General features: G+C 71.9%; 20 protein-coding genes. 16 read left to right on the top strand and 4 right to left on the bottom strand.

The genetic code is table 11. The annotated features are described in order from the left end of the window. Positions 1-29 precede the first annotated feature (29 nt). A complete protein-coding gene (locus tag MFF56_RS18000; RefSeq protein WP_066927524.1) occupies positions 30-212 on the bottom strand; it encodes a YdcH family protein in 183 nt (60 codons plus the stop codon). A 172-nt stretch (positions 213-384) separates the two neighbouring features. Between MFF56_RS18000 and MFF56_RS17995 the strand changes: the two genes are divergently transcribed. From MFF56_RS17995 to MFF56_RS17980, 4 genes are all read left to right on the top strand, one after another. After that, positions 385-615: a YdcH family protein gene (locus MFF56_RS17995; protein ID WP_066927522.1), complete on the top strand. Its 231-nt coding sequence runs from the start codon at positions 385-387 to the stop codon at positions 613-615. A 150-nt stretch (positions 616-765) separates the two neighbouring features. Continuing rightward, positions 766-1,233: a 5-(carboxyamino)imidazole ribonucleotide mutase gene (gene purE / locus MFF56_RS17990; protein ID WP_066927534.1), complete on the top strand. Its 468-nt coding sequence runs from the start codon at positions 766-768 to the stop codon at positions 1,231-1,233. Next, the gene (locus tag MFF56_RS17985; RefSeq protein WP_066927520.1) at positions 1,230-2,336 is read left to right on the top strand and encodes a 5-(carboxyamino)imidazole ribonucleotide synthase; all 1,107 of its coding nucleotides are present in this window, start codon (positions 1,230-1,232) and stop codon (positions 2,334-2,336) included. The genes purE and MFF56_RS17985 overlap by 4 nt, the downstream gene beginning before the upstream one ends. A 278-nt stretch (positions 2,337-2,614) precedes the next feature. Beyond that, complete coding sequence (locus MFF56_RS17980) at positions 2,615-3,481, top strand: tetratricopeptide repeat protein (RefSeq protein ID WP_156454041.1); 867 nt, start codon at positions 2,615-2,617, stop codon at positions 3,479-3,481. A gap of 260 nt (positions 3,482-3,741) precedes the next feature. Here MFF56_RS17980 and mutM read toward each other — a convergent pair whose 3' ends face one another. After that, positions 3,742-4,641 carry a bifunctional DNA-formamidopyrimidine glycosylase/DNA-(apurinic or apyrimidinic site) lyase gene (gene mutM / locus MFF56_RS17975; protein WP_066927517.1) on the bottom strand — a complete coding sequence of 300 codons (900 nt, stop codon included), beginning with the start codon at positions 4,639-4,641 and terminating at the stop codon, positions 3,742-3,744. 236 nt (positions 4,642-4,877) lie between these two features. Here mutM and MFF56_RS17970 point away from each other — a divergent pair, with 236 nt between their 5' ends. From MFF56_RS17970 to coaBC, 4 genes are all read left to right on the top strand, one after another. Then, positions 4,878-5,486 carry a hypothetical protein gene (locus tag MFF56_RS17970; RefSeq protein WP_066927515.1) on the top strand — a complete coding sequence of 203 codons (609 nt, stop codon included), beginning with the start codon at positions 4,878-4,880 and terminating at the stop codon, positions 5,484-5,486. A gap of 82 nt (positions 5,487-5,568) precedes the next feature. Next, positions 5,569-6,324, top strand: coding sequence for a bifunctional demethylmenaquinone methyltransferase/2-methoxy-6-polyprenyl-1,4-benzoquinol methylase UbiE (gene ubiE / locus MFF56_RS17965; protein WP_066927532.1), 756 nt, complete (start codon positions 5,569-5,571; stop codon positions 6,322-6,324). A gap of 33 nt (positions 6,325-6,357) precedes the next feature. Further along, positions 6,358-7,914 carry a 2-polyprenylphenol 6-hydroxylase gene (gene ubiB, locus MFF56_RS17960; RefSeq protein WP_066927513.1) on the top strand — a complete coding sequence of 519 codons (1,557 nt, stop codon included), beginning with the start codon at positions 6,358-6,360 and terminating at the stop codon, positions 7,912-7,914. Positions 7,915-7,925: 11 nt separating this feature from the next. Beyond that, complete coding sequence (coaBC, locus tag MFF56_RS17955; RefSeq protein ID WP_066927511.1) at positions 7,926-9,143, top strand: bifunctional phosphopantothenoylcysteine decarboxylase/phosphopantothenate--cysteine ligase CoaBC; 1,218 nt, start codon at positions 7,926-7,928, stop codon at positions 9,141-9,143. 6 nt (positions 9,144-9,149) lie between these two features. On the opposite strand, the gene MFF56_RS17950 is transcribed toward coaBC, so the two are convergent. Next, positions 9,150-10,373, bottom strand: coding sequence for an acyl-CoA dehydrogenase family protein (locus MFF56_RS17950; RefSeq protein ID WP_066927510.1), 1,224 nt, complete (start codon positions 10,371-10,373; stop codon positions 9,150-9,152). Positions 10,374-10,555: 182 nt separating this feature from the next. On the opposite strand from MFF56_RS17950, the gene MFF56_RS17945 reads away from it, so the two are divergent. Beyond that, on the top strand, positions 10,556-10,840 hold the full coding sequence (locus tag MFF56_RS17945) for a hypothetical protein (RefSeq protein ID WP_066927508.1): 285 nt from the start codon (positions 10,556-10,558) through the stop codon (positions 10,838-10,840). A 270-nt stretch (positions 10,841-11,110) separates the two neighbouring features. Next, the gene (gene pyk, locus MFF56_RS17940) at positions 11,111-12,547 is read left to right on the top strand and encodes a pyruvate kinase (RefSeq protein WP_066927506.1); all 1,437 of its coding nucleotides are present in this window, start codon (positions 11,111-11,113) and stop codon (positions 12,545-12,547) included. A gap of 334 nt (positions 12,548-12,881) precedes the next feature. Here the strand turns inward: pyk and MFF56_RS17935 are convergent, their stop codons facing one another. Further along, positions 12,882-14,219 (bottom strand): dihydroorotase, encoded by a 1,338-nt coding sequence (locus MFF56_RS17935; RefSeq protein WP_066920151.1) that lies wholly within the window; start codon positions 14,217-14,219, stop codon positions 12,882-12,884. Between the two features lie 100 nt (positions 14,220-14,319). On the opposite strand from MFF56_RS17935, the gene ygfZ reads away from it, so the two are divergent. The 6 genes from ygfZ to MFF56_RS17905 form a co-directional block, all read left to right on the top strand. Next, positions 14,320-15,177 (top strand): CAF17-like 4Fe-4S cluster assembly/insertion protein YgfZ, encoded by an 858-nt coding sequence (gene ygfZ / locus MFF56_RS17930; protein ID WP_066920150.1) that lies wholly within the window; start codon positions 14,320-14,322, stop codon positions 15,175-15,177. Between the two features lie 317 nt (positions 15,178-15,494). Beyond that, a complete protein-coding gene (locus tag MFF56_RS17925; RefSeq protein ID WP_066920149.1) occupies positions 15,495-16,109 on the top strand; it encodes a DNA-3-methyladenine glycosylase I in 615 nt (204 codons plus the stop codon). 29 nt (positions 16,110-16,138) lie between these two features. Then, positions 16,139-16,696, top strand: coding sequence for an HD domain-containing protein (locus MFF56_RS17920; RefSeq protein WP_066920148.1), 558 nt, complete (start codon positions 16,139-16,141; stop codon positions 16,694-16,696). 5 nt (positions 16,697-16,701) lie between these two features. Beyond that, positions 16,702-17,211: a tyrosine phosphatase family protein gene (locus MFF56_RS17915; RefSeq protein ID WP_066920147.1), complete on the top strand. Its 510-nt coding sequence runs from the start codon at positions 16,702-16,704 to the stop codon at positions 17,209-17,211. Positions 17,212-17,393: 182 nt separating this feature from the next. Continuing rightward, positions 17,394-17,651 carry an exodeoxyribonuclease VII small subunit gene (locus MFF56_RS17910; protein ID WP_066920146.1) on the top strand — a complete coding sequence of 86 codons (258 nt, stop codon included), beginning with the start codon at positions 17,394-17,396 and terminating at the stop codon, positions 17,649-17,651. A gap of 33 nt (positions 17,652-17,684) precedes the next feature. Then, positions 17,685-17,987 (top strand): 1-deoxy-D-xylulose-5-phosphate synthase N-terminal domain-containing protein (locus MFF56_RS17905; protein WP_373324109.1); only part of this gene is annotated, 303 nt, incomplete at its 3' end.

Here is a 17,987-nt window from a genome sequence, read left to right as displayed (position 1 = left end):
TCGATCCGGATAGTTGCGTGAACCGGGGCTCAGTGCAGCGTGCCGGCGGTGTCCTGGAGCCGGTTGATCTCGTCCTTGAGGTGGAGTTTCCGTCGCTTCAGCTCGGCGATGTGAAGGTCGTTTGCCGAGGGCCTGTGGATCGCTTCCTGAATCTCACGCTCGAGGGCTTCGTGCTTTCGGGTGAGTTGGTTCAGATGCGTCTGCAGCGACATGAGGCGAATCTCCTGTCCTTGTTCCGACGCACCCAACCTGCCACAGGTTTTGCCGGCTGTCGAAGGCAAACCACGTCGATCGGCTCCGGGTGCGGTGCGAGATTGTGTTGCCGTGCGGGGACGCCTGACGCATCCTCGGGCGCGGCGCGGTGCGTGTTTTCAGCGGGCGGCAATGACGGTCGAGTCGGTCGAAGAGAGCCAGAACGACAACCAGGGGGACCTCCTCGCGGAGCTCGCCCGGCTCAAGGAGGAGCACCGCGACCTCGACAGCGCGATCGATGCTCTGGAACGCAACGTCGTCGCCGACCAGCTCCAGATCCAGCGGCTGAAGAAGCGCAAGCTGACGCTGCGCGACCGCATCTCCTACGTCGAGGACCAGATCACCCCCGACATCATCGCCTGAGGGTGGGCCGGCCCGTGGATCGCGTGGGCGCATGGCTTGCGGGCCAGGGCGCACGCCTGTAACGGCGGACTTCGGCCGGGCTCACCCACCCGGCGCCAACGCGAGAGCACGCGTGTGAGCAACCCGGCAGCGCCACCCGTGGCGATCATCATGGGCTCCCAGTCCGACTGGGCGACCATGCGCAACGCCGCCGAGACCCTCGACGCGCTGGGCGTCGCCTACGACGCCCGCATCGTCTCCGCCCACCGCACGCCGGACCGGCTCGTGGCCTTCGCCAAGGGCGCGCGGGCGGCGGGATTCCGCGTGGTGATCGCGGGCGCGGGCGGGGCCGCGCACCTGCCCGGCATGGCCGCCGCGATGACGAGCCTGCCGGTCTTCGGCGTGCCCGTGGAATCGAAGGCGCTCTCGGGCCAGGACAGCCTGCTGTCGATCGTGCAGATGCCGGCCGGCATCCCGGTCGGCACGCTTGCCATCGGCCGGGCGGGCGCCGTCAACGCGGCGCTCCTCGCCGCCGCCGTGCTGGCGCTCACCGATGCGGGACTGGCCGACCGCCTCGACGCGTGGCGCGCCGCCCAGACCGCCGCCGTGGCCGAGCGGCCGGAGACCGAGCACCCGTGACCGCCAGAACCCTCGCGCCCGGTTCCACCCTCGGCATCGTCGGCGGCGGCCAGCTCGGGCGGATGATCGCGCTCGCGGCGGCGAATTACGGCCTCAAGGTCCACGTCTTCGCGCCCGACGCCGATTCCCCGGCCTTCGACGTCGCCGCGGTCGCGACCTGCGCCGCCTACGACGACGCCGAGGCGCTGACCCGCTTCGCCCAGAGCGTCGAGGCGATCACCTACGAGTTCGAGAACATCCCGCGCGAGACCGCGGACCTCTTGGCCCGCCACGCGCCGCTGCACCCGAGCGCCGACGCGCTCTCGACCACGCAGGACCGGCTCTCGGAGAAGAGCTTCATCAACGGCCTCGGCATCCCGACCGCGCCGTTCCGGCAGGTCGACACGCCCGACGACCTCGCCCGCGCCCTCGACGCGATCGGCCTGCCGGCGGTGCTCAAGACCCGCCGCTTCGGCTACGACGGCAAGGGCCAGCGCATCATCCGCACCGCGGCCGAGGGCGACCGCAACGCGATCTTCGCCGAGTTCGGCGGCGCGCCGCTGATCCTTGAAGGCTTCGTGCCCTTCGAGCGCGAGGTCTCGGTGGTGGCCGCCCGCGGGCAGGACGGGGGTTTTGCCGCGTTCGACCTCTGCCAGAACGAGCACCGGGATCACATCCTGGCGCTGACCCAGGTACCGGTGCCGGGCCTGTCGCCGGAGACGGGCGCGGCCGCCTACGAGATCGCCCGGCGCATCGCCGAGGCGCTCGACTACGTGGGCGTGCTGGCGGTCGAGATGTTCTTGGTGCGCGACGAGGCCGGCGAGCGCCTGATCGTCAACGAGATCGCCCCGCGGGTGCACAATTCCGGGCACTGGACGATCGAGGGGGCGCTGACCTCGCAGTTCGCCCAGCACGTGCGCGCCGTCTGCGGCTGGCCGCTGGGCGAGGCCGCCCGCACCGGCGGGCTCGCGGTCGAGATGCGCAACCTGATCGGGGAGGAGGCCGGCGACTGGCGGGCGATCCTCGCCGAGCCCGGCGCGCACCTGCACCTCTACGGCAAGGGCGAGGCCCGGGCCGGCCGCAAGATGGGCCACGTCACGCGGCTCTTGCCCCGGGCGGACTGAGTCCACCGGAACACAGTCGGCCGGCCGCGTGCGGCTCGAGCGGCCCTCGGGGACGCCGTCCGACCGGGGGGCCATACCTTCGCCACATCCTCTGGCTTCCAGGGACATCGTCGCCCGGTCTTAAGCGCGCGTTCACCGCGCCGCGCGATCGTCCCGCCGTCCGTCCGGTCCAGCGGGATTGCCGACCGGAGCGAGCGTCGGCGTATCGGCGCGACGGACAGGGTTTTGAGGGGACGAACCTGCGGATCGTGCCCCGAGGGGAGCGGGTGATGAGGTGGATGAGCGTGCGCGCGTCGCGGACGGCGCTGGTCGGGTCGGCCCTGGTGGCGACCGTCGCGCTCGCGGGTTGCGAGACCATGGGCAGCGTGGCCACCGCCCCGCGCCAGTTCGCGGTGCTGGAGACCGACACCACCGGCGCGACCACCACGAACATCGCCTCGCTGACCGAGGTGGTGCAGCGCAATCCCGGTGACGCGGCGGCCTACAACACCCGCGGCGCCGCCTACGCCCGCGCGGGCCAGTTCAGCGAGGCCATCGCCGACTTCACCAAGGCGGTGCAGATCGACCCGAACTCGGGCTCGGCCTACAACAACCGCGCTTTGGCACTGCGCCAGACCGGCCGCAACGACGCCGCGCTGCAGGATTTCGGCAAGGCGATCAACGCCGACCCGAACTACGGCCCCGCCTATATCGGCCGCGCCAACGTGCTGCGAGCCCAAGGCGACGTGGAGGGCGCGCTGGCCGACCTCAACGTGGCGATCCGCCTGATGCCGGAATCGGCCGAGGCCTACCACGCCCGCGGCCTCGTGCGGCAGAAGCAGGGCCAGAACAGCCAGGCCATCGCCGACTTCGACGCGGCCATCGACCGCAACCCCTTCGTGTCCGCGCCCTACGCGGCCCGCGGCCAGAGCCTGATCGCCACGAACCAGTACGACAAGGCGATCGAGGACTACAACGCGGCCCTCAACGTCAACAACAAGGACGCCACCTCCTGGGCCTATCGCGGGCTCGCCTACGAGAAGTCGAACCGCCGCAAGGAGGCGCTGGAGAACTACCAGCGCGCCGCCGGCATCGACCCGAACAACGCGGTGGCCAAGCAGGGCCTGGGACGGGTGCAGGGCGGGGTGGGCTCGCTGTTCAACTGATATGTTGCGATCCGCACAGTTCCGGCCGAGGCGCGAGTCCCCTCTCCCGTGCGGGAGAGGTCTGCTTTCGCAGAAAGCCGGGTGAGGAACGAGAACTGTCAGGATCGGGCATGACAGGCTCGCTCGGCAGCCTTGCGCCTCTTTCGTAGAGTTCTCACCCCTCACCCCAACCCTCTCCCGCACGGGAGAGGGGGCGCGGCGCGGTTCGAGCCCGATCCTCCGGGGCGATCACGCAGATGCAGGTAAGCTGCTGACCGCGCTCACGCCTTGAACGCTGGCTGACACGTCGCGCAGAAGAAGGTCGAGCGGCCGGACTGCACGATGCGCGCCACCGTGCCGCCGCAGCCCGGCGCGCGGCAGGGCTCGTTGACGCGGTCGTAGACCCGGAAGGCGTGCTGGAAGGCGCCCGCGCTGCCGTCGGTGTGGGCGTAGTCCCGCAGGGTCGAGCCGCCTGCCGCGACCGCCTCGGTCAGCACCTGCCGGATCGTGCGGGCGAGCAGCGTCGCCTTCGGTGTCGGCTTGCCGTCCGCCTTCGCCAGACATCCCGCGGGCGTCTCCGGGTGGAGCCCCGCCCGGTGCAGCGCCTCGCAGACGTAGATGTTGCCGAGTCCCGCGATCAGCCGCTGGTCGAGCAGCGCCGCCTTCAGCGGCGTGAACCGGTTGCGGAAGAGCCGCGCGATCACCGCGCCGTCGAGCCCCGGCTCCAGGGGCTCGATGCCCATGCCGGCGAAGTGACGGGAGGCGGCGAGGTCGGCCGTCGGCACCAGATCCATGAAGCCGAAGCGGCGCACGTCGTTGTAGGTGACGGTGGCCCCCGTGCCCATCGCCATCACGACGTGGTCGTGCTTCGGCACGCCCTGCGCCCCCTCGAGGTAGAAGTCGCCCGGCGAGAGGTTTCGCCCGTCCGGCATCGCCACGTCGAAGCGCCCGCTCATGCCGAGATGCATCACCAGCGTCTCGCCGGAATCGAGATGCGCTGTCAGGTACTTCGCCCGGCGGGCCAGATCCGTGACCGTCCGCCCCTCCAGCCGCTCGGCGAAGCGCTCGGGGAAGGGGAAGCGCAGGTTCGGCCGCCGCAGGGTGACGCGGGCGAAGCGGGCGCCGACCATCGCGGGCACGAGCCCCCGGCGCACGGTCTCGACTTCGGGAAGCTCGGGCATGTCGTCCTATGTCGCGGCCGGAAGCGGCGCGCCTCTCAGATGGGAACGGCCCTCGCCCCGTGCCACGGTCCGGCCCTCGCGGCCGAGGCGGGCGACGGCTACTCAATCTTCACGCATCGGAGTCAACAATTCCGGACATCCGATGCTCCGGCGATCACCAGGACCGATTAGATTTCGGGCCTATCGGTGCGGTCTCGCCGAGCCTGATCCGCGGGGTCGACGACATGCTCTCATCTGTGACCTCCGGATCGACGGCTCTCCTGCTGTTGCGGCAATCATCCGCAGCGGCCGTCGCGCGGAAGTCGGACTCCAACCCGAACAACCTCCTGTCGTCATCCGTCGATCCGAGTGCGCACCGAACCGAGGCCGAGTCCAACGCGGCCCTGTTCAGCGTGAACAGCCCGAATCCCGTGAAGGAACTGAGCGCGATGCTGGTGCGCGTCGGACACGTATTCGGGATCGAGCCCGACGATTACGCGACGCAATCCGAATTCGTGGCTGCGCTCGGCGAAACCTTCGCGAAACTGACGGCGAAGCCAGGCGACCCGGAAATGATCGACACGATCGCCGAGCGCCTGAGCCTGGACGAAGAGACCGTAGAGACCCTGAAGAAACAGAAGACGCCCGACCTGCTCGCCGCCACGATCGAGAAGGCGCTTGGCCTCGATCGGCGCGGCGTCTCGCTGACCGCCGTGATCGCGGCGGGGAAGGACCCGAGCTCGTCCGAGGCCGAGGCCGTATACTCGGCCCTTCTGAAAGGGCTGGATCCCGCGCAGGAGCCGATCGGCTGGGAGGATCTGGGTCTCTATCGGCCAGGACCGACCGCCGGCCGAACGGTCGCGTAGCCTGGGAGAACCCGTCCCGTGCGATTGCGCCCGATGGCGCTCCCGGCACGGCTTCGCTATGGAGGCGGCCATGGAGAAGCCCATGGCCGCCGACGAGACCACCGATTTCGGTTACGAGCGGGTGGCGCTCGCGCAGAAGCAGGGCCGCGTGGACGCGGTGTTCCACTCGGTCGCCCGCCGCTACGACGTGATGAACGACCTGATGTCGGCGGGCCTGCACCGGGCCTGGAAGGCGCAGCTCGTCTCGATGCTGCGCCCGTCGAGGAGCCGGCCCCACCGCCACCTCGACGTGGCGGGCGGCACCGGCGACGTCGCCTTCCGGGTGCTCGACGCAGGAGGCGCGCGCACCGACGTGACGGTGCTCGACATCAACGAGTCGATGCTGCGCGTGGGCGCCGAGCGCGCGCCCGAACGGTTCAAGGGGCGGATCGACTTCGTCACTGGCAACGCCGAGAGCCTGCCGCTGCCGGACGCTACCTTCGACGCCTACACCATCGCCTTCGGCATCCGGAACGTGCCGCGCATCGACCTCGCGCTCGCCGAGGCCCGGCGCGTGCTGAAGCCCGGCGGCCGCTTCCTCTGCCTCGAATTCTCGCAGGTCGACCTGCCGGTGCTCGACAGGATCTACGACGCCTACTCCTTCCACGTGATCCCGCGCATCGGCGCGCGGGTGGCGGGCGACGCGGAATCCTACCGCTACCTCGTGGAATCGATCCGCAAGTTCCCGACGCGCGGCGCCTTCGCGGGGCTGATCGAGCAGGCGGGCTTCCGCCACGTCACCGACCGGCCGCTGTCCGGCGGCATCGTCGCCATCCATTCCGGCTGGAAGGTCTCGTGAGCGCGTCGCGGCGCGGCCGAGAGGGCTGATCCGATGCTCGGCGCGGTCTTCCACCTGGCGCGCGGCGCCCATGTCGGCTTCGTGCTGGCGCGCGAGGGCGCTCTGTCCTTCGTCGACCCCTCCGAGCTGCCGCCGCACCTGCGGCTCGCGCTGAAGGTCGGCCGCTCGCTGGAGCGGCCCGGCCTCGGCGACGGCGCTGCCCGCCTCTCGGCGGCGATGACCCGGCTCGGGCCGAGCTACGTCAAGTTCGGCCAGTTCCTGGCGACGCGCCCCGACATCGTCGGCATGAAGGCCGCCCACGACCTGGAGCAATTGCAGGACCGGGTGCCGCCCTTCCCGCAGGCGATTGCGGTCCGGGTGGTGGAGGCCGCCTTCGGCAAGCCGATCACCGCCCTGTTCGCGGCCTTCAGCGAGCCGATCGCCGCGGCCTCCATCGCCCAGGTGCACAAGGCGGTCGTGCAGGACGCGGACGGGACGCAGCGCGCGCTCGCCGTGAAGATCATGCGGCCGGGCGTGCGCGAGCGCTTCCAGCGCGACCTGCAGGTGATGCGCTTCATCGCCCGCGTGGTCCACGCGCTCTCGCCCCAGGCCGAGCGGCTGCGCCCGCGCGAGGTGGTCGAGATCCTCGCCCGCTCCGTGATGATGGAGATGGATTTCCGCCTGGAGGCGGCGGCGGCGTCCGAACTCGCCCAGAACACGCGGGACGACCCCGACTTCCGCGTGCCGAAGCCCGAATGGGAGCTGACGGCGCGCGACGTGCTCTCCTCCGAGTGGATCGACGGGACGAAGCTGCACAGCAAGGCCGAGATCGTGGCGGCCGGGCTCGACCCCGAGGCGGTCGGCCGGGCGGTGATCCAGAGCTTCCTGCGCCACGCCATCCGGGACGGCTTCTTCCACGCGGACATGCACCAGGGGAACCTGTTCGTGGACGCGGAGGGCAAGCTCGTCGCGGTCGATTTCGGCATCATGGGCCGGCTCGGGCGCAACGAGCGGCGCTTCCTGGCCGAGATCCTGCTCGGCTTCATCATGCGCGACTACCGCCGCGTCGCGCAGGTGCATTTCGAGGCCGGCTACGTGCCGGCGCACCACTCGGTCGAGGATTTCGCGCAGGCGATCCGGGCGATCGGCGAGCCGATCCACCAGCGCCGGGCCGACGAGATCTCGATGGCCAAGGTGCTGACGCTCCTGTTCGACGTCACCGCGCTCTTCGACATGAGCACGCGCACCGAACTGGTGATGCTGCAGAAGACCATGGTGGTGGTCGAGGGCGTCGCCCGCTCGCTCGACCCCCGGCTCGACATGTGGACGACCGCCGAGCCCGTGGTGCGCGCCTGGATCGGGCGCAACCTCGGCCCCGTCGGGCGCCTCGAGCAGGGCGCGGACGCGCTGCGCACCCTCGCGGACGTGGTGGCGGAGTTCCCCGACCTCGCCCAGCGCCTGAAGCGGGTGATCGTGCGCCTCGACGAGTCGGGCACCGGCGACGCGCAGCGCATCGAGCGCTTCGCCCGCAACGAGCGCCGCCGGGCCGTCCTGCAGACCCTGGCGCTCTGGGGCATCGCGGTCGGTGCGCTGGTGCTGGCCTTCCGGTAGAACGCTCCCCCATGACCCTGCCGCTCGCCGACCGCCGCATCCTCCTCGTCATCGGCGGGGGCATCGCGGCCTACAAGGCGCTGGACCTGATCCGGCGCCTGCGCGAGCGGGGCGCCTCCGTCTGCCCGGTGCTCACCGCGGGCGCGCAGGAATTCGTGACGCCCCTCGCGGCGGCCGCGCTCGCGGGCGAGCGCGCCCATACCGACCTGTTCGACCGCGCCGAGGAGGCCGATATCGGCCACATCAAGCTGGCGCGCCAGGCGGACGCCGTGGTGGTGGCGCCCGCCACCGCCAACCTGATGGCCCGGATGGCGACCGGCCAGACGCCGGACCTCGCCGGCACGGTGCTGCTGGCCACCACCCTGCCGATCCTGATCGCGCCCGCCATGAACGTGCGGATGTGGGCCCACCCGGCGACGCGGCGCAACCTCGCGACCCTGGTCGGCGACGGCGTGCGGGTCGTCGGCCCCAACGCCGGCCGCATGGCCGAGAACGAGACCGGCCCCGGCCGGATGGCCGAGCCCACCGAGATCGCCGACGCCGTCGCGGCGATGCTGGGCGCCCGTTCGGGCGCGCTCGCCGGACGGCGCGTGCTGGTGACCTCGGGGCCGACCCACGAGCCGATCGACCCGGTGCGCTACCTCGCCAACCGCTCCTCGGGCCGCCAGGGCCACGCCATCGCGGAGGCCGCTGCGGCCGCCGGCGCCGACGTCACCCTGGTCTCCGGGCCGGTCGCGATCCCCGATCCGGCCGGGGTGAGGGTCGTGCGCGTCGAGACGGCGCGCGAGATGCTGGCGGCGGTGCAGAACGCGCTGCCGGCCGACCTCGCGGTCTTCGCCGCGGCGGTCGGCGACTGGCGTCCGGCCGCCGAGCGGGCGGGCAAGATCAAGAAGGACGGCTCGGCTCCCCCGCCGCTGGCGCTCGTCGAGAATCCCGACATCCTGGCCACCGTCTCGGGTCTGGCGGAGAACCGGCCGCGCCTCGTCGTCGGCTTCGCGGCCGAGACCGACCGGGTGCTGGAGCATGCCCGCGCCAAGCTCGCCCGCAAGGGCTGCGACCTCCTGGTGGCCAACGACGTCTCGCCCGCGGGCGGGGTGATGGGCGGCGAGCGCAACACCATCCACCTTCTGGGCCGCGACGGCGCGCTGGAGACCTGGCCGACGCTTCCGAAGGACGAGGTCGGCCGCCGGCTGGTCGAGCGGTTCGCGGCGCTCCTCGGCGGGACCTGAGGCGCCTCAGGCGCGCGGCAGCATCCGGTCGCTGATGATGCGGCGCTGGATCTCGCTCGTGCCCTCGAAGATCGTGGTGAGGCGGGCGTCGCGCCAGTAGCGCTCGACGCGGCGCTCGGTGGTGTAGCCGTTGCCGCCGTGGAGCTGCATGGCCTGGTTGGTCACCCGCACGGCCATCTCGGTGGCGAGCAGCTTCACCATCGCGGATTCGCTCTCGGCCGGCTCTCCCTGGTCGAGGAGGTGGGCGACCTGGCACCAGAAGGCCCGCGCCTGCGCGACCTCGGCGGCCATGTCGGCGAGCGCGAAGCGCAGCGCCTGGAACTCGGCGATTGGGTGCCCGAACTGCTCGCGTTCCTGCAGGTAGGCTTGGGTGTCCTCCACCGCCGCGCGGGCCACGCCGACCGCCCGGGCGGCGGTGTGGACGCGGGCGATGTTGAGGCCGCGCTGCACGGCGGCGAAGCCGCCCGAATCGGCGTCCGCGCCCATGTCGCCGTAGAGCCCGGTGAGCCGGTCACTCTCGGGCACGCGCACCCCGTCGAGTTCGAGCTGGTAGGTCTGGAAGCCGTGATAGCCGACCTTGTCGATGGCCCGGCCCGTCATGCCCTCCGGGAAGGTGCCGGGCCGCTTCACCACCAGGAAGGGTTCGAGCCCGGCCGAGCGCGGCTCGCCCGGCTCCGGGTCCCGGGTGCGGGCCAGGACCTCGATGAAGTCGGCCGCCAGCGCGAACCCGGCCCAGCGCTTCGTGCCGGTGAGGATCCAGTCGTCGCCCTCGCGCACCGCCCGGGTCCGAACGCCAGCAAGGTCCGAGCCGGCGGTCGGCTCGGAGAGCGAGATGCTGCCGATCCACCGTCCCCGCGCGGACTTGGCGAGCAGGTCAAGGCGGCGCGCGTCGTCGATCGTCTGGGTGCCGAGCCCCTGCCCGCGCGCCAGGATGCTGCCGACCGACAGCCAAGCGCGGGCGAGTTCCTCCGAGACGAGGCAGTACTCGAACACGCCGAGGCCCATGCCGCCGTGCTCGGCCGGGATCGTGATGCCGAACCAGCCCTTCGCCGCCATCTGGTCGATGAGCGCGCGCGGCATCTCGCCCTTGCGGGGATCGAGCTCGTCGGCGAGCGGCAGCACGACGTCGCGGGCGAAGGCGCGGGCCTCAGCCTGCAGGGCGGCGCGCCGCTCCGTGCGCCAGGGCGCCTGCAGCTCGGGCGGTCGCGGCTCGATCGGATTCTGCAGCATCGGTTCCTCCCGCTCGGGTTCCGTCGGGCCGGGTCGCGCGCCCCCGCCTCTCCGCCGGCAGATAGGGCGTAGCGCCGCGCTTTCCCCGCGCCGGGCCCGCGCCAGTTGAGCTTAACGTTTGATGCGGCGCGCGATCGTCCGATCCGTTAACCGTGACGCGAGCCGCAGCGGAGATTGGCACGATGCCGTCCGTCGATCCGGTCAGCCCCGTTCTCGAAAGCCTGTTCTCCCTGCTGGCCGAGGCCCCGCCGGGCCGTGACCGTGCTGCGGCGGAGCGTTTCGCCGAGCGGCTCGACCGGCTCGAATACGCGGCGCGCTGGGAGGGTGCGGGTCCGGAAACGCTCGCGGCGATTGCCGGGGCGCGGATGCTGCTCGGCCTCGCGGCCTATCCCGTGCCCAGACGGATCGGTCTCCCGCAACGCGTCCCGCGCGAGGTCCCCGTCGCGGAGCAGCGCACGGCCCATTGAGCGGACCGAGCGCCGCGCGCATCGTGTCGCGCCGCATCGAGACGGCGTGAAGTTTTCCCGCAGCGCGCAGGAACACGGTGTCGCGAGCCGGCTCGTCTTCGTTCCGACGCAGGAGGTCGGTCGATGCGGGAACTCGCCCGGCGCGAAACACCGGCGAAAGCTTCGCCGAGCCTTGACGCCGGCTCGGGCGCGGGGTCATTGGCCGCGATGCCGGATCAGGCCGCCGGATCGAGAGAGCGGCCGCCGGACACAAGAGACCGGAGGTCCCTGTTGAAACGCTCGCGCCGCACGAAGATCGTCGCCACCCTCGGGCCGGCCTCCGACACGCCCGAGATGATCGCGAAGCTCTTCCACGCGGGCGCCGACGTATTCCGGCTCAACATGAGCCACCTGGCCCGCGAGAAGCTGCCCGAGAAGGTCGAGGTGATCCGCGCCGTGGAGCGCGAGGCCAAGCGCCCGATCGCGATCCTGGTCGATCTCCAGGGCCCGAAGCTGCGCCTCGGCACCTTCGCGGAGGGCGCGGCGATGATCGAGAACGGCGCCACCTTCGTGCTCGACGCGGATCCGGCGCCCGGCAATGCCGAACGGGTGCACCTGCCCCATCCGGAGATCCTGCAGGCGCTGGAGCCCGGCCACGCCATCCTGGTCGATGACGGCAAGTTGCGCCTCACCGTCACGGAGGCCGAGGCGGGTCGGGCCGTGACGCGCGTCGAGGTCGGCGGGCGCATCTCCAACCGCAAGGGCGTGTCGCTGCCCCATACGGTGATCCCGCTGCCGGCGATGACCGACAAGGACCGCTCCGACCTGGAGGCCGGGCTGAACGCGGGCGCCGACTGGATCGCCGTCTCCTTCGTCCAGCGGCCCGAGGACGTGGCCGAGGTGAAGAAGGTCGCGGCCGGCCGCGCCCTGGTCATGGCCAAGATCGAGAAGCCGCAGGCGCTCTCGCGGCTCGAGGAGATCATCGAGATCTCGGACGGGCTGATGGTGGCCCGCGGCGATCTCGGGGTCGAGATGCCGCTGGAGCAGGTGCCGGGCGTGCAGAAGCGCATCACGCGCGCCTCGCGTCGCCTCGGCAAGCCGGTGGTCGTGGCGACCCAGATGCTCGAATCGATGATCACCGCGCCGGTGCCCACCCGCGCCGAGGTCTCGGACGTGGCCACCGCGGTCTACGAGGGCGCGGACGCCGTGATGCTCTCGGCCGAGAGCGCGTCGGGCGCCTTCCCGGTCGAGGCGATCACCACGATGAGCCGGATCGCCGAGCAGGTGGAGCGGGACCAGCTCTACTGGTCGATCATCCGGGCGCAATCCTCGACCCCGGACCACACCGCCGCCGACGCGATCGCGGCGGCCGCCCACCAGATGGTCGATGCGCTGGATCTCACCGCCATCATGGCCTGGACGCATTCGGGCTCGACGGCGCTGCGCCTCTCGCGCGAGCGCCCGAACGCCACCGTGATCGCGCTCACCCCGAAGCGCGAGACCGCCCGGCGGCTCGCCATGGCCTGGGGCACGCACCCGATCGTGACGAAGGACGCGTCCGACGTCGACGACATGGCCTCGCGTGCCTGCAAGTTCGCGGTGCGCGAGCGCTTCGCGGACGTCGGCGACCGGGTGATCGTGGTGGCGGGCGTGCCCTTCGGGACGCCGGGCGCCACGAACCTCGTGCGCATCGCCTTCGTGACGCGGGAGCACGCCGAGCGGGCGTGACGCGCGGCCAGCCCATCCCGCAGAGCGGGCCGATCGCACCTGATAGGACAGTCCGGGTCCCTCGCGGGGCAGCCCGGATTCCGGATCGGGCGCGGGTCCCCTCTCCCATAGGGAGAGGTCTGCTTTCGCAGAAAGCCGGGTGAGGGGTATGACGCCGCCGGATAGGACGCGGCGCTGAACGCGCGTCGACCGCGTGCTCGGTCCTGATACGTCATACCCCTCACCCCAACCCTCTCCCTATGGGAGAGGGGGCCGGTCGTGATTCACGCGCGATTTTGAAAAGGGGCACGCCCCAGGAGATCGACCTCCCCCGCAGAGGGGGGAGAATTCGGGCTCAGCCCGCCGCGAGCGCGTCCTCGAACACCACCGCCTCGCCGCGCGAGGGCGCGGTGAGCTGCCCCTCCCACATCACACGGTTGCCGCGCACCACCGTGCCGACCGGCCAGCCCGTGACCGTGACGCCGTCGTAGGGCGTCCACCCGCATTTCGAGGCGATCCAGCCGTTGCGGATGGTCTCGCGGCGCTTCAGGTCCACCACGGTCACGTCGGCGTCGTAGCCCGCAGCCAGCCGGCCCTTGCGCGCGATCCCGAACAGGCGCTGCGGGCCCGCGCTCGTCAGGTCCACGAAGCGGGCGAGGGAGAGGCGGCCCGCCGCGACGTGGTCGAGCATCATCGGCACCAGCGTCTGCACGCCGGTCATCCCGGAGGGCGAATCGGGATAGGGCTTGGCCTTCTCCTCGAGGGTGTGGGGCGCGTGGTCGGAGCCCAGCACGTCGGCGACGCCCTGCGAGAGACCGCGCCAGATCCCGGCCCGGTGCCCGGCGTCGCGCACCGGCGGGTTCATCTGCACCAGCGTGCCGAGGCGGGCGTAGGCCTCGGTGCCGTCGAGGGTGAGGTGATGGGGCGTCACCTCGCAGCTCGCCACGTCCTTGTGCTCGGCCAGGAACACCATCTCCTCCTGCGTGGAGATGTGCAGGATGTGGATGCGCGCGCCCGTCTCGTGCGCAAGCGCCACGAGGCGTTCGGTCGCCTTGAGCGCGGCCTCGGGCGAGCGCCAGACCGGGTGCGAGGACGGGTCGCCCGGCACGCGCAGCCCCTTGCGCGCGCGCAGCATCGGTTCGTCCTCGGCGTGGAAGGCGGCGCGGCGGCGGATGTTCTTCAGGATCGCGCGCACGCCCGCATCGTCCTCGACGAGCAGCGCGCCGGTCGAGGACCCAACGAAGACCTTGATGCCGGCGGCCCCCGGCAGGCGCTCCAGCTCGGCCACCTCGGCGGCGTTCTCGTGCGTGCCGCCGACCCAGAAGGCGAAGTCGCAGTGCATGCGGTGGTGGGCCCGCGCGACCTTGTCGGCGAGCGTCTCTCTCGTCGTGGTGAGTGGGTTCGTGTTCGGCATCTCGAACACCGCGGTCACGCCGCCCATCACGGCGGCGCGCGACCCGGATTCGAGATCCTCCTTGTGGTCGAGGCCGGGCTCCCGGAAATGGACCTGGCTGTCGATCACGCCGGGCAGCAGGTGCAGGCCGGTACAGTCCTGGCGCTCGGCGGCGTCGCGGCCCCCGAGATCGCCGATCTCCGCGACCCGGCCAGCCCGGATGCCGATGTCGGCCCGGTGCTGGCCGTCATGGTTGACCACGGTGCCCCCGGCGAGGACGAGGTCGAAGGGCTGCTCCATCACGGTCTCCACGGGTTCGGCGGGCGGTTGAGCCCCGTTCCCGCGGGGCTTATGTCAGGCGCGCGCCGCGTGCCACCCCCGCGGCGGCGATGGAGGTTCCATGCCGATCGCGCTGCTTCCCGACCGCGCCCTCGTCACCGTGACGGGCCCGGACGCGACGGACCTGCTCCAGGGCGTGCTGACCTGCAACGTCGCCACCCTGCCCGAGGGCGCGGCACGGCTCGGCGCCCTGCTGACGCCGCAGGGCAAGATCCTGTTCGATTTCCTGATCTCCCGCCTGCCCGGGGGATTCCGCCTCGACGTCGCCGCCGAGCAAGCCCCCGCCCTCGCCAAGCGCCTGGGCCTCTACCGCCTGCGCGCGAAGGCCGAGATCGCCGCCGATCCGACCGTCGCGGTCGCCGCCGCCTGGGACGGCGCCACCACCGCCGCGGAGGTCGCGCGCGTCGAGGATACCCGCGCGCCCGGCCTCGGCGCCCGCCTCTACGCCGCCGAGGGCGCCTTCTCGGCCGACGCCGCGCCGGACGATTACCACGCCCACCGCATCGCCCTGGCGGTGCCGGAGGGCGGGCGCGACTTCGCCCTCGGGGACGCCTTCCCGCACGAGGCGCTGATGGACCAGCTCGGCGGGGTGGACTTCAAGAAGGGCTGCTATGTCGGCCAGGAGGTGGTCTCGCGCATGCAGCACCGCGGCACCGCGCGAACCCGGATCCTCGCGGCGCACTACCCGGAGGGCGAGGCCGCCGCGCCGGGCACCGAGATCACCGCCGGCGGCAAGGTGATGGGTACGACCGGCGGCACGGCGGGCGACCGCGGACTCGCGATGGTCCGCATCGACCGGCTGGGCGACGCGCTCGCCGCGGGCGAGACCCTGCGAGCCGGGGACCGGGCCGTGGCGCTGGAGCGCCCATCCTACGCGGGCTTCGCCATGCCGGAGGCGGCGGGCGCGCCGGCCGCCTGAGCGCGACCCCGTGCCGGGCCGCCCGGTTTCAGAGGACCCGCGCTCTTTCCCGGACGCCCGGAACGGAGTGGAGGGTGATCCGGGACCCAGCAGGAGAAGTGCCGCGAAGCGGCTCGATCTTCAGCGACGTTGCAGGGTTCGGACGCTTCGCGTCTCCTTGTGCCGGATCCCGGATCACCTTCCGCTGACGCTCCAGGCGTCCGGGAAAGGGCGGGGCCCGTTATGGGTGCGCGTGCGCAGGTAGGCCTGTGCAAAGCTCGGGACTTCCAACGCCACGCGCGATAGCGTTCCGCTCTTGTTCTCGCTAAAGCGGATCCATGTCCGAGACCGGCCTCATCGAGCACCCCGACGGCTGCGCCCGCTGCTGGTGGCCGGGGCACGACCCGTTCTACATGGCCTACCACGACACCGAATGGGGCGTGCCGGAACACGACGGCCGGGCGCTATACGAGAAGCTGATCCTCGACGGCTTCCAGGCGGGCCTTTCGTGGATCACCATCCTGCGCCGCCGCGAGGGTTTTCGGGAGGCCTTCGCGGGGTTCGAGCCGGAGCGTATCGCCCGCTTCACGCCGGCCGATGTCGAGCGGCTGATGGGCGACGCCCGCATCATCCGCAACCGCGCCAAGATCGAGGCGACGATCCGCGGCGCCCGCGCCTGGCTCGCCATCGAGGAGCGCGGGCCCGGCTTCTCGCGCTTCCTCTGGGACTTCGTGGACGGCGCGCCCCTCCAGGGCTGCGCCCGCACCCGCGCCGAGATCGTGCCGGAGACGCCCCTCTCCCGGCAGGTCAGCAAGGCGCTGAAGGCCGAAGGGTTCGGCTTCTGCGGGCCGACCATCGTGTACGCCTTCATGCAGGCCACCGGGCTGGTGAACGACCACCTCGTCGGCTGCCACCGGCACGCGGCCTGCGCGGCGCTCGGGGGCCGCGCGTGAGCCCCCCTGCCCCGCGGGCGTGGCAGCGCATGCTGTCGGGCCGCCGCCTCGACCTGCTCGATCCCTCGCCGCTCGACATCGAACTCGCCGACATCGCCCACGGCCTCGCCCGGGTCGCGCGCTGGAACGGGCAGACGGCGGGCGAGCACGTCTTCTCGGTGGCCCAGCACTCCCTGCTGGTCGAGGCGATCGGCCTGCACCTGCGGCCGGAGCGGACCGCGTCGCAGGGGCTGGAATTCCTGCTCCACGACGCGCCCGAATACGTGGTCGGCGACATCATCTCGCCCCTCAAGGCCGCGATCGGCGATGCCTACAAGGGCGTCGAGCGGCGCCTGCTCGCCGCGATCCGCCGCCGCTTCGGGCTCGACGCACCGGACCCGGCCCTCGCCCGCCTCGTGAAGCGCGCCGACCGGATCGCCGCCCATGTCGAGGCGGTGCGGCTCGCGGGCTTCACAGGGGAGGAGGCGGCGCGCTATTTCGGCCGGGCCGAGGCCCTGCCCGAACCGGTCCTGGCGCTGGCAGACCCCTGGCCGACCGCCCGCGCCCAGGACCGCTACATCGCCCGCTTCGAAGCGCTCGCCGGATAGGCCCGATGCCGACCCTCCACGTCTGCTCCCTCGCGCGCCTGCCCGAGACCGTCGCGGCGACCGGCGCGGGCCATGTCCTCAGCCTGCTCACCTCCGGCAACGCTCCGGACCTTCCGGATACGGTGCCGCCGGAATGCCGCGCGGTGATCGCGGTGAGCGACATCGCGGCGGCGACCGACGGCCATGTTCTCGCCGACGAGAGCCACGTGGAGCGCATCATCGCCTTCGTGTGCGCCTGGCCGCGGGAGCGGCCGCTCGTCATCCATTGCTGGGCCGGCATCAGCCGATCGACGGCCGCGGCCTATATCGCGGCCTGCGCCCTGAACCCCGAGCGCGACGAGGCCGAGGTCGCGCGGGAACTCCGCGCCGCCTCGCCCTCCGCCACGCCGAACCCGCGCTTCGTCGCGCTGGCCGACCGGATCCTCGGGCGCGACGGGCGCATGGTCGCGGCGATCGCCGCGATCGGGCGCGGCGCCGACGCCTACGAGGGCGCGCCGTTCCAGTTCGCGGTGTAAGAGCGCGAGGCGCAATCCTGCCACCGGATCGCGTACAGCGGCGTACCGTACCACCGTCGCGGGTGTTGCCCGGGCACGTCAGGCCGCGCGAAAGCGGTGGGTCATCGCGGCCCGGCCATGCCCGCCGGGTTGTCCCGGGCGCACGCTCCGCCCTAGAACCGGTCCAAAGGAAACTGACAGGGATGACCGCACCTCGCTCCGATGCCCCCGCCGCGCCCGATCTGCCCTTCGAGAAGGCTCTCGAGCAACTGGAGGAGATCGTGCGCCGCCTTGAGCGGGGGGATGTTCCGCTGGACGAGTCCGTCGCGATCTACGAGCGCGGCGAGATGCTGAAGCGGCACTGCGAGCAGCTGCTCAAGCGGGCCGAGGCCCGTATCCAGCGGATCACGCTCGGCCCCGAGGGACGCGCCGAGGGCGTGGCGCCGCTGGACGTCGAGTAGCCCGCCCATCCCGACAGGACGAGGATTGATGCCGTGGCCGAGAACGAGAGCGTAACGTCGATCCTTGACGGTCTGGAGGAGCCGGCGGCTTTGCGCCACCTGCCCGAGAGCCGCCTGCAGGCGGTCGCCGATGCGGTGCGCGCCGAGATGATCGACGCCGTCTCCGTCACCGGCGGCCATCTCGGCTCCGGGCTCGGCGTGGTCGAGCTCACGGTCGCGCTGCATCACGTCTTCGACACCCCCGACGACCGCATCATCTGGGACGTCGGACACCAGGCCTACCCCCACAAGATCCTCACCGGCCGCCGCGACCGCATCCGGACGCTGCGCCAGGGC

The sequence above is a fragment of the Methylobacterium hispanicum genome (genome assembly GCF_022179285.1).
Lineage (GTDB): Bacteria > Pseudomonadota > Alphaproteobacteria > Rhizobiales > Beijerinckiaceae > Methylobacterium > Methylobacterium hispanicum.
This window is presented reverse-complemented; position numbering and strand designations above follow the sequence as displayed.